The organism is Microvirga sp. P4_A5 (assembly GCF_056402495.1).
Genome location: NZ_JBFUHH010000126.1, coordinates 1 through 10,523, shown reverse-complemented (window position 1 = coordinate 10,523; position 10,523 = coordinate 1). Strand labels below are relative to the sequence as shown.

At 60.6% G+C, this 10,523-nt stretch carries 10 protein-coding genes and 1 pseudogene; 6 read left to right on the top strand and 5 right to left on the bottom strand.

Features of this window, described 5'->3' with window-relative positions; genetic code table 11:
• Positions 1-139: 139 nt before the first annotated feature.
• From AC1DVM_RS20985 to AC1DVM_RS20965, 5 genes and pseudogenes are all read right to left on the bottom strand, one after another.
• A pseudogene (locus tag AC1DVM_RS20985) lies at positions 140-664 on the bottom strand (transporter); the annotation flags it as partial.
• A gap of 267 nt (positions 665-931) precedes the next feature.
• Complete coding sequence (locus AC1DVM_RS20980; RefSeq protein WP_477257701.1) at positions 932-1,288, bottom strand: HdeA/HdeB family chaperone; 357 nt, start codon at positions 1,286-1,288, stop codon at positions 932-934.
• 99 nt (positions 1,289-1,387) lie between these two features.
• The gene (locus tag AC1DVM_RS20975) at positions 1,388-2,380 is read right to left on the bottom strand and encodes an HAD family hydrolase (protein WP_477257699.1); all 993 of its coding nucleotides are present in this window, start codon (positions 2,378-2,380) and stop codon (positions 1,388-1,390) included.
• A gap of 440 nt (positions 2,381-2,820) precedes the next feature.
• Positions 2,821-4,521 carry an arylsulfatase gene (locus AC1DVM_RS20970; protein ID WP_477257697.1) on the bottom strand — a complete coding sequence of 567 codons (1,701 nt, stop codon included), beginning with the start codon at positions 4,519-4,521 and terminating at the stop codon, positions 2,821-2,823.
• Positions 4,514-5,464: a formylglycine-generating enzyme family protein gene (locus tag AC1DVM_RS20965; RefSeq protein ID WP_477257695.1), complete on the bottom strand. Its 951-nt coding sequence runs from the start codon at positions 5,462-5,464 to the stop codon at positions 4,514-4,516. Before AC1DVM_RS20965 ends, AC1DVM_RS20970 begins: the two co-directional genes overlap by 8 nt.
• 323 nt (positions 5,465-5,787) lie before the next feature.
• Between AC1DVM_RS20965 and AC1DVM_RS20960 the strand changes: the two genes are divergently transcribed.
• The 6 genes from AC1DVM_RS20960 to AC1DVM_RS20935 all read left to right on the top strand — a co-directional run.
• Positions 5,788-7,509, top strand: a complete 1,722-nt coding sequence (locus AC1DVM_RS20960) for a sensor histidine kinase (protein ID WP_477257693.1) — start codon at positions 5,788-5,790, stop codon at positions 7,507-7,509.
• 156 nt (positions 7,510-7,665) lie between these two features.
• Complete coding sequence (locus tag AC1DVM_RS20955; RefSeq protein WP_477257691.1) at positions 7,666-8,298, top strand: response regulator; 633 nt, start codon at positions 7,666-7,668, stop codon at positions 8,296-8,298.
• 500 nt (positions 8,299-8,798) lie between these two features.
• Entirely contained in the window at positions 8,799-9,470 is a 672-nt protein-coding gene (locus AC1DVM_RS20950; protein WP_477257689.1) for a hypothetical protein, read from the top strand.
• Between the two features lie 62 nt (positions 9,471-9,532).
• Positions 9,533-9,715 (top strand): hypothetical protein, encoded by a 183-nt coding sequence (locus tag AC1DVM_RS20945; RefSeq protein ID WP_477257687.1) that lies wholly within the window; start codon positions 9,533-9,535, stop codon positions 9,713-9,715.
• Positions 9,712-9,891 carry a helix-turn-helix domain-containing protein gene (locus AC1DVM_RS20940; RefSeq protein WP_477257685.1) on the top strand — a complete coding sequence of 60 codons (180 nt, stop codon included), beginning with the start codon at positions 9,712-9,714 and terminating at the stop codon, positions 9,889-9,891. The genes AC1DVM_RS20945 and AC1DVM_RS20940 overlap by 4 nt, the downstream gene beginning before the upstream one ends.
• Positions 9,892-10,065: 174 nt before the next feature.
• Positions 10,066-10,523 (top strand): hypothetical protein (locus AC1DVM_RS20935; RefSeq protein WP_477257683.1); only part of this gene is annotated, 458 nt, incomplete at its 3' end.

Sequence of the window (10,523 nt, the reverse complement as noted above, 5' to 3'; positions counted from 1 at the left end):
GTTGTATCCGGCGGACTTCATTAATAACCTACGCACTCTCAACGAAGGTCGGCCGCCGACCGCCCTCTCGGCTGGCTGAGAGCGACGCAACCACTGATGCCAAAGCGCTCGCCTGCTAAACCACTCGTGCTGACATCAAGGTCCAGGCATCGGCAGTCGTGTAGGAGATGAACGGCTGCAGAAACGTTGCATTGACCGGACCGGCCCCACTCCGCGTCGCTCCGCCCACAGACCAGACGTGATTGGCGAGAGCTCCAATGGTCCAAGGTCCAGCCTGCTTCAGCACCACAGCCGTGGGCCCCGCGCCCCACCTGCCGCCACCAAGCAGATCGTCGGTCGCGGTCGGCAGGCGGAACACCGGACCGATGCCCCAGACAATGCCGCCGGCCCCGGGAGCRTGCGGCGACAGGAACAGGCTTTGCGTGATATCGGACAATCCAAATTGCCGTCCCGCGCCGGGCGCTACATCCCACTGCGAGACGATGGGCAGGATCGTCCGGGAGATGATGTTCCAATCTCGGCTAATGGCGAAGGGAATGACCGGCTGGAAATTCAGGGTTGCCCGCCCGCCATTGTCATCGGGGCTGATACGGCCATCGTAGTTGAACTGGAACGGGACACTGATCAGGTCGGCAACAGGGTTGCTGAGTTTTTTGGCGAGGTCGGCCTCCTGACCCTATACCGGGGCCGTGCTGGCGGCTGAATAAAGAACCGCAGCGAGCAGAGTGCGAACAGGCCAATTCACGCGATTCTCCTTGCGGCTTGTCGATAGGAGCATCTGATCACATGAAGAGGGTGATGACCAAGCGTCAAATTCCCATTGTCGCTCTTGAATTAACTGCGGTTTGAAGTGCGCCGCATGAGCGGCGCACCCGTTCGAGGCGGCGTATTGCAATGCATGTCGATCAACGACCGCTCTTTCTGTGCGCGGCTACTTTGCTAGAACGATGCCCTGTTCCTTCCGCATCTTGTCGAAGACCAAACCCATTGCCTTGATAACTTTCACCGTCGGATTGGCCTTGCAATAGACGATCGTCTCGTGCTCGGCCTCGCGCGAACGGCCCACGTTGATGTAGTGCTTCTTCGCTAGGCCATTATACCAGCCGCTGTACCAGGTAGTCAGTAGGTCAGCGTCTTCTTGAAATGTTCCTGCAAGCTGGGCGCAGGTCAACGCTTGGACGTCGATGAATCCTTTGGCATCGGCATAGGTCTTCAATTCCACTTGGGCACTTGCGCCCGATCCGATGCAGCCCGCGAGAGCGACTGTGGCAAGAAGAAGCGTACGCATTTGATTTCCTTCGTTGGTTTATATCAGAGGGACTTCTGACGGTCGTCACGTTGGCTCGTTACGCAAGTCTGAGTGGGAATGCTCGCTGTCGAACGAGCACTACGGCCGAACTGGAAAAATGGTTTTCCAATCCCGTTTCATGTCCACGACAGTCCATCGGTCGATAGCAGCGGCATCTAATGCCTTGTCGAGGTGCCCGACTTTGGAATCACGGTCGTAGGCGTATTCGCGTTCCGCATCGGTGTGATGCACAATGACTCCCAGGCGGCGGCGACCGGACTCGGTCGTCCATTGCAGCATCTGGAGATCGCCGTCGGAGTTGCCAAAGGCCGCAATGGGTCGGATGCCGATGTGCTGGTTGATCCCCACCGGCTTGCCGGGACCATCGTCGATAAAGTTCACCTCGGGCAACCGGAACAGCCTCGGCTGGCCGTCGCGGGTTTCGAACTTGGTGACGATGCTCGAGCCGACGACCTGATCCGGGGGGATTCCGTAGCTCTTTTCGGCGAAAGCACGCATGAATTCGATTCCGCCGCCAGAGACGATGAAAGTCTTGAAGCCGTTTGCGCGCATATAGGCCAGCACTTCCAGCATGGGCTGGTACACGAGCTCGGTATAGGGGCGGTCGAATCGCGGGTGCTTGGCGGTTGCGATCCAGGTCCTCACCATTCCGATAAACTGCTCCGGAGTCATGCCGGCATGCGTCGCGGCGACGATCTCCACGGCTCCGCGCTCCCCTGCGGATGCCAGAGCGGCCATGTCGCCTTCGAGCACCGCCTTGAAGGGCTGCTTATCCTTCCATTCGGGATGCTGTGGCGAGAGCTCCTTGACGCGGTCTTGTGCGAACACGAACTGAACGTAGATCGGTTGCTCGATCCATAGCGTCCCATCGTTGTCGAAGGTTGCAACCCGCTCGGATGCTGGCACGAAGTCTGGAGAGCCTTCGCGGGTGACATCGGTAACGAACGCGACGATCGCCTGTTTGGTAGCGCCGTCCTTCCACGAGGGAAGAGGATCCGTCTGAGCGATTGCTGCCGAGATCCACACGGAGAGCAGGGCAAACGCGCCCAGTCGTGACAGACAAATCCTCATGTGTACCTCCCGTGGAGAAGCGTTCGATCAACCGGTCAAATTCAAACGCTAAAACTCGTCGGAACTGTCCCTGCACCGGTAGCCGATGAAGCATTGCGGATTGTTCGAACTCGGGACCCAGGCGGGTTCCGGAAATTGATCGACCAGGCATTTCGCAGCGCTGTTAACGAAGCGGGCGTAGGTTGATGGCCCGGTATCTAGAACGACAGCGCCGTCCTTGACGACAAGCGCGCGGTTTGCGGCGCAGGCCCTCTGCGATGTCGGCGGTCCAACTTGTGCGGTGGCTGCCGTTGCAGATACCGTTATGACAAGAGCTGCAAACAACCTGATCATTGATTACATCCTTCTATTTACAAATTGCGCTTGGCCGGTGTTGATGATGGGATGCACGCGGAGGGCCAAACCACTCAAACCCGCGCGCATCACGATCCGAGACTCACCTATTTCGCGACGGCTCCCCGAGCTGCCTCGATTTGCTGCTTGACGGCCTCAAGGTTGAAACTCGCGCCCTTCTGCATAGGCGGGAACTCGACCGCCGTCATAGCGAGCTTCTCCACCTGCTGCTGGACGAACACGAAGCGCCAGAATTCATACTTGAACCAATCGAAGTATTGCTGCGCTCCCTCTTTCGTTCCGGCGTTTGGCCAGCCTGTTCGCTCGAATGGGTCGAGCCGCAAATTCGTCAGAGTCGGCACGTCGATCTGAATTTTGCCGCCCAGCCAACCGCCCGGCTGCTCGATGAAGCGATACTTGTAGTCGCCGTACCGCACGGCGCCTAACGTGCTTTCGCCGAAGTAGAAAATTTCCTGTCGATTGGATGGACCCTTGCCGGTGATCAGGTTGGTTTGGTCATAACCGTCCAGATGGTTCTTGTAGATCCTGTCGCCCAACTTCTTGCCCTGCTTGAGCTCGGCGGTTATGTTTGGATTTCCCGCTGCGGTCAAAAGGGTCGGGAACCAATCGAGCCCCGAAATGAGACCGCTCTCGACCTTGCCGGCCGGCACCTTGCCAGGCCAACGGATCATCGCGGGTGCGCGGAAACCGCCTTCCATAATCGTTCCCTTGCTTTGGGCAAAGGGAGTCTGTCCTCCATCGGGCCAAGTGAAGACTTCGGTGCCGTTGTCAGTGGTGAACACGACGATAGTGTTTTCGTCTAATCCGGCTTCTTTGAGTTTATTCATCATAAGGCCAATATCATCGTCGAGCTGAGCCATGCCCGCCTCATGGATTGACCAGCCGTTCTGCGAGTTGCGCATCGCCTCATATTTCGGCGACAAATGCGTGACGATATGCATCCGTGTGGGGTTGAGCCATAGGAAGAACGGCTTGTTGTCGGCCTTCGCCTTGTCGATGAACTTAAGAGCATTGTCGCGGATTTCGTCGTCCACTGTCTCCATGCGTTTCGGGCACAATTCACCCGCGTCCTCGATCCTTTGCTTGCCGACCTTGCCCCAGCGCGAATCCGCGGTTGTATCATCGACATTCGTTGCCCATGAGTGGAGCATGTTGCGCGGGCCGACCTGTGCCCTCAGCTCCTGCGGGTAGTTCGGATGGCAGGGATCCTCCATCGCGTCGAGGTGGTAGAGATAGCCGTAGAATTCGTCGAAGCCGTGCACGGTGGGCAGGAACTCGTTCTTGTCGCCAAGGTGGTTCTTGCCGAACTGCCCCGTCGCATAGCCCAGGTCTTTCAGCGCGGTGGCAATAGTCACTGCCTCCGCCGGCAKTCCGAGCGGCGCTCCGGCTTGACCCACCGTGGTCATGCCCGTCCGGATCGGCAGCTCTCCGGTGATGAAGTTGGCGCGACCAGCGGTGCAGCTCGCCTCGGCATAGTAGTCGGTGAACAGCATGCCCTCTGCGGCGATCTTGTCGAGATTGGGCGTCCGTCCCGCCATCATGCCGCGGTGATAAGCACCGATATTCCAGATGCCGATGTCATCGCCCATGATCACGACGATATTAGGCCGTGCGGGAGCTTGAGCTGCGGCAGTCGTCAGGCCCGTCACCGAGATCAGTGCCGTGGCGCCGAGGAAAGCTAAACGCGACACGATTAACGCGCCTGAAATCGCGCCTCCGAGGCAAGACTTACCGTGTCTTGATGCAATCTCGGTCTGGGACACTTCAGCAGAAATCGTCCTAAGCATCGGTTTGCTCCTCTCTTCGTTTTCCAGAGACTCGGGATCGGCTGATACAGCGAAAGCCAACGTGGCTTGTTGAAGTATCGACCGGTTGCGGATGACGCGCCGCCGGGCGATAGCGGCGGCAGTAATTGGGCGCACACAGATGCGAGCCGCCTTTCAGCACCCGGCGCGGGATCGGGTTTTCGGGCTGAAGGGGATCGAAACTCCTGTCCTCCTGGCCGCCACGTGGGTTCTGGGGGATGCAGCAAGCCTTTACGGCGTCTGCCGGATGCCTGGCCGTGTAGAAGTCGCTCGTCCATTCCCAGACGTTGCCGATCATGTCGTAGAGGCCGTAATCGTTCGGCGGGAAGGCTGTCACCGGCGAGGTCCTCTCGTAGCCGTCGAGACTGGTGTTCTGAAATGGAAAGGCACCCTGCCAGGTGTTCGCCATCTGCCGTCCGCCCGGCGTCAACTCGTCGCCCCAAGCGAAATCTGCTCCATCAACCCCACCGCGGGCGGCAAACTCCCATTCGGCTTCCGTCGGCAGATCCTTGCCGGCCCATCGAGCATAGGAAGCCGCATCGGCAAAGGCGATATGCACGACCGGATGATCGTCCAGGCCCTTGATCGACGAGCCCGGGCCATAGGGACGCCGCCAGTTCACCCTGGGCTTGAACGCCCACCATTGGCTGAAGTGACGAAGATCGACGGGGTGGTCAGGCGGGCTGAACACGAGCGAGCCTGCGAACAGCATGTGCGGAAGGGCGCCGGGATAATCCTTCGGGTCGGGCGCTATTTCCGCGACCGTGACGTGCCCGGTTGCGAGAACAAAGTCGCTGAACTGGCGGTTTGTCACCGGCGTGCGGTCGATCCAGAAACCATCGACGGTGACGCGATGGACCGGCGCCTCCTCCGGATAATGCCGGTCCGAGCCCATGCGGAACATACCGCCAGGGATTTGGACCATTTCAGGATGGAGTGGGTCCGGTCGCGCAGGAGCGCGATGCCGGAGAGTAGCCTGCGACATAGATGTTTGCTCCTGTCATGGCAGGCCGGCAGTATTCTCCCGTACTGGGCGTCGCGCTATCAGGGAACATCCTGAATTCGACGGAGGCAGACCCTATTTGTGCTTCCGACTGACAATGCGGACCGGGCCCAAACACGGAAGAGCGGGTGGGACTACTGCTCGTGATATCCCATGTCGACAGGTATCGGCCGAGGGTTTAACGTATGTTATCGGACGAAACGGCCCTGGTCCCGTTGCGACGCCCTACGGCCTGAGATCGCCTCATGAGCAATGGAACCCTCCCAGTCGTTGCACGAACCCTGACGGGTATGGCCCACCGTCTGCGGCGTCAGATCGCCTTGACCTTCTTGATCATTACCATTGCCGCATGCCTAGTTGCCGTGGCGCTGTCGCTGTCGCGAGCCGCAGACGAACGACACGCGATTGAGCATCGTGCTCTGGAGTCCGCGAAGGCGCTCTCCTTCGGCTTCGATCAGGAAGTGGCGGCGGTCAACTACCTGCTCAAAGGACTGTCCAAATCCCCGCCGCTTCTCTCTGGCGATATCAGTTCCTTCTACGAACAGCTCAAGGCCACCCCCGTTCCGGAAGGCTCCTGGCTCGTGCTGAACGACCTCGAACGGCAGGTCGCCAACACCTTGCGCCCGTTCGGATCGCCTCTTCCGCGGCATGTCGACTTCCCGAACCATCAGGAGCAGATCGACCGGATTCGGGATCGGAGGTGGTCCTCCTCCGGCCGGATGATGGCTCCTTTGAAGGGCAGCATCATCGTGGCACTCAGCCTTCGGCTTGACGATGCCGAGGGTCGGATGAACGGTCATCTTTCGATTATCCTGGCCGAGGCGCGGCTAGGCACCATTCTAGACGACCAAACGGTACCTGCGGGGTGGTTGAAAGGACTTTACGACCGCAAGCTCCTCTCGATCGTGGCCGACAGGGAGGGCTACAAAGGGTCCGACCTCCCAATTCCCGAAGCACTGGCTACACGCCTCGCGGATGCAGGTCCGGACAGCACGATCACGGGAATGGTCGAGGCCAAGGATGATCGGGCACAGCCCGTACTGGTTGCATTCCGCCGATCGGGCACGACGAACTGGACGACCATCGTCACCATGCCGCTTGCTGCTCTCAACGCGCCCGTCACAGCTGCCCTATGGGGGGTGACCGGGCCCGCAGCTCTTCTTTTCGGCGCCGGGGCGATCGCGGCATGGTTTACGGCGCGCAAGGTCGAGCAACCGCTCCGGTCCCTGTTCGATCAGGTCACCGGCGCGAAGATCAAGGTCAGCGAAATGTCCGGGCAATTGCTCGCAACCCAAGAGGTGGAGCAGCAACGCATCGCCCGCGAACTCCATGACTCAACAGCACAGCACCTCGTGGCAGCAAATCTCTGCCTTGCCAGGCTTGAGCCGGAGGTCCGGCTCAGTTCGAGCGGCCGCAAGGCCCTGACGGAGGTCGAGGGCCTACTCGGCGAAGCGCTCAAGGAATTGCGCGTTTTCACCTATCTGCTGCATCCCCCGAACCTGGCGAAGGATGGTCTCCAGGCCACCTTGCGGGATTTCACCGAAGGCTTTGCGGGACGGACGGGGCTGATTGCCCGGATCCGAATTCCGGAGGAGGTTGACGAGCTGCCGCCCGACCTCCAGCGGTCGATTCTCCGCGTAGTGCAGGAGGCTCTTTCCAACGTTTATCGGCACGCTGACGCTTCGCACGTCTCACTCAACGCCCGGATCAGGTTTGGGCGGCTGGTCGTCCGCATACGCGACAACGGACACGGGTTGATAAGCCCGGCGCGGCCAGACTTACCGATCCAATTCGGCGTCGGAGTTGCAGGCATGCGGGCGCGCCTCGAGCAATTTGGCGGTGACCTGAAGATCCGGACCAGCGGGAGCGGCACCTGCTTCGTAGCGATGGTCCCGGTCCCTGAAGCTGACCGGGCACGTCGGCAGGGTGGACGTTTTGCGAGTGCAAAGGCTGTCAGATCGCACTGAGGCGGATGGCGAGACCCTCTCCTGAGTTTTAGGGTCTGCCTCCATCAGTTTAAGGGTTTTTCGCAGGTTTAGCGCGCGACCACATCGTGTATGTTGGTTCGCTGTAGGATCCTCCAAAACGCACTCGATATCTGGTGCAACCAAAGGAATCGCGCGATGACGCGCATCCTGATCGCCGACGATCACGACGTGGTCCGCTCCGGCGTCCGGACCATTCTTGAGGAACATGAAGGCTGGGAGGTGGTCGGATCGGCCCGGGACGGCAAGGAGGCGATCGATATGGCCCAGGCCACGCGGCCGGATATCGTGGTCCTTGATTACGCCTTGCCACTCGTCAACGGTGTCGAGGCAACCCGGCAGATCAGGGCCCGCGTGCCCGGAGTCGAAGTCCTCATCTTCACGATGCATGATACCGACACCCTCGTGCGCGACGTCCTCGAGTCTGGCGCCCGCGGCTTCCTGCTCAAATCCGATGCCCGGCAGTTCCTGGTCTCGGCGGTGGAGAGCCTGGCCGCCCACAAGCCCTTCTTCACGGGCAAGGTCTCCGAGACCCTACTCGAAACCTACCTGGCGAAAGGATCCACGGACGAGTCGGCCCTGACCCCCCGCGAGAAGGTCGTGGTGCAGCTGATTGCCGAAGGCAAGACTAACAAGCAGATCGCCGACATCCTCAGTATCAGCACCAAGACAGTGGAGAATCACCGCGCCCTGGCCTTGCGCAAGCTTAACCTCAACACCACCGCAGCCCTCATCCGCTACGCGATCCGCAACGGGCTGGTGGAGGCCTAATCGTGCAACAAGCGGCGGGATGGAGAACATGGACATGGCGCCGTACCTGATGACCGGGGGACGGTGGGGCTACCGGATGGGCAACGCCACCCCAGGATCTCTTCATTATCTCCTCAATGCGGATCAGCAAATCCGTGCTTCACGCCAGGATAGACTTGGACCACGACCGGGTTAGCTTCCCCGCTTGCGGGTCGCGCGACCTCCTCGCATGCCTTCGCTCGCGTCCGCTGGTCATCCCGGCCCACCAAACGATTATCGGCGCCAAAATTCAGTTGACTGGACGGCCCCGTCATCGAAGTCTCGGCCCTGAGTCCCGGACGTTGACGAAACGAGTGTCTGGCGGAGCCGAGTCGATCGAACCGCCGACGGGTTGAATGGAAGTCGAAGCGCTCCCCCAACTGAACTATCGCCCCACCATGTGCAAACACTTCGCCGCAATGTGGGTTACTATGTGGAAGGTCAGAGAACGGCATCTCGCTATTTCCACTCGGAATCCGATCATGGTCCAGGATGAACTGGTGGTCTGGCTGAAGGACAACGTTCGTCGTTTTGGGACCAGCCCCTCCGACGAAAGCATTGAAGCGCTTGCCGAAGAGGCCGTGCAGGCGATCCGGCGCTATTGCGAGCATTCGCCGCGGCTGCGCCCATCAAGAGTCAAACGGGAATTGACCGCCTTGGCAAAACACCTCGGCAATGCTGCGAGGTCAGCCGCGAGCGCCGGCGATCAGGGCCTGTCGATGATGGCGATCGCCTCGGGGGCCGCTCAGGAACCGGATCAGCCTAGCATGATGGCGCTTATCCTCCATCTGGAGCGATTGGCGCGAGTGAGCGAGCGGGCGGCTGAACTCGCCTCCGTTCACGCCCGTTCGATGCTCGATAACCACGGCCGCCGTTCGCCTGACATCAACCTCCGCGATCTGATCGTGCATCTCATGGTCTGCTATCAGGAACATCTCGGGATCATCCCCTCGTACACCATCGATCCCGACACAGGTCTTGCTCCTGGCGGCGTCGCCGGTTTCATCAAGGAAGCGCTCCGGCTGCATGCGCCCGACGGGTTGACGTTCGAGCCGCGGCTGATCGACGAGATCGTGCGCGCCAATCTCTCCGTGCGCCACCTGGCGCTGTTTGAACCGCCACCGCTCCCGTCCGACCCGGACGACCAAAAATGAGCTCCTAGACGATTTATCCAACGCCGTTGAGCTGAGCCACCACTGTCCGCTGGAGGTCGCCAGTGGACAGCACGGCCAGCAACGAACCCACCGATCTGAACCGGCCGCCGCCGGCGTTGTTGCCTGCGGCGCTGGTCGAACTCGTTCGTCTCCTGGCCCGGCAAGCGGCGCGCGAAGCCCTCGCTGCCAGCCCGTCCCCTGCCGCCTCCGCTGCCATTCAACATGAACCGGAGGATCGTCCATGACGAGCAATTCCAAATCTCTTTTGACTCTCGAAGCTCTCTCTTCCCGCTGGGGCGTCAGCGTCCGCACCCTGCGCCGGATGGTGGCGCGCGGCGAGCTCAAGGCCCACCGCATCGGCTCCCAGTTGCGCTTCTCCGAAGAGGATGTGGTGGCGTACGAGCGCCTCCGTCGCGGGTGAGAGGCGATGGCCAGCCCTGATCGTTTTTGTCCAGCGATGTCAGCGCCTTATCGGCCGTCGGGAGAACGCCGGTGGTTGAACTCCGTAAGACCAAAAAGCTGCTATCTCCCGAATCGGCCCCCCTGTCCGCCCTTGTCATCCCGAGACCATGTTTGACCCAAGGAGCCTTTCCCGATGTCTCAGATCAGCTTCGATTTTTGTAGTAGCAGCGTCGATGACGTTGCTGTCTATCCGGTGGCGACGACGGTACCCCCCAAGGCCGTCACCACGTCTCGCACTCGCGCCAAACCCATTCCCCGTGACGCCGCGGTTTCGACGCCCTTTCCCGTCGGGAGCGCCGATGCCTTCATCTCCCCGGCACCGCTCACGTTCGCCGACGTCATGGCAAAGGCAGAGGAGGATGCGACCCTCACTGCCATCCAGCGGCGGGACATGGTCTCCGGGCTGAACCGGATCGGGAAGGTGTTCGCCACACCGCTGGATGAGATCGAGGCCAGTCCGCGCCGCCTGCGCACGCTGTTTGCGGCCGAGAGCGCGGCACAGCTCGGTCTGTCCGACAAGAGCTTCGCCAACATCCGCTCCCTCGTCATCCAGGCGCTGTCCCGTTACGGCGAGCCGGATCTGCCGGTCAC

Bases quoted from the DNA above. Each gene is read 5' to 3' on its own strand.
- AC1DVM_RS20980 (WP_477257701.1), bottom strand. From the start codon at position 1,288: ATGCGTACGCTTCTTCTTGCCACAGTCGCTCTCGCGGGCTGCATCGGA.
- AC1DVM_RS20975 (WP_477257699.1), bottom strand. From the start codon at position 2,380: ATGAGGATTTGTCTGTCACGACTGGGCGCGTTTGCCCTGCTCTCCGTG.
- AC1DVM_RS20965 (WP_477257695.1), bottom strand. From the start codon at position 5,464: ATGGTCCAAATCCCTGGCGGTATGTTCCGCATGGGCTCGGACCGGCAT.
- AC1DVM_RS20960 (WP_477257693.1), top strand. From the start codon at position 5,788: ATGAGCAATGGAACCCTCCCAGTCGTTGCACGAACCCTGACGGGTATG.
- AC1DVM_RS20955 (WP_477257691.1), top strand. From the start codon at position 7,666: ATGACGCGCATCCTGATCGCCGACGATCACGACGTGGTCCGCTCCGGC.
- AC1DVM_RS20950 (WP_477257689.1), top strand. From the start codon at position 8,799: ATGGTCCAGGATGAACTGGTGGTCTGGCTGAAGGACAACGTTCGTCGT.
- AC1DVM_RS20940 (WP_477257685.1), top strand. From the start codon at position 9,712: ATGACGAGCAATTCCAAATCTCTTTTGACTCTCGAAGCTCTCTCTTCC.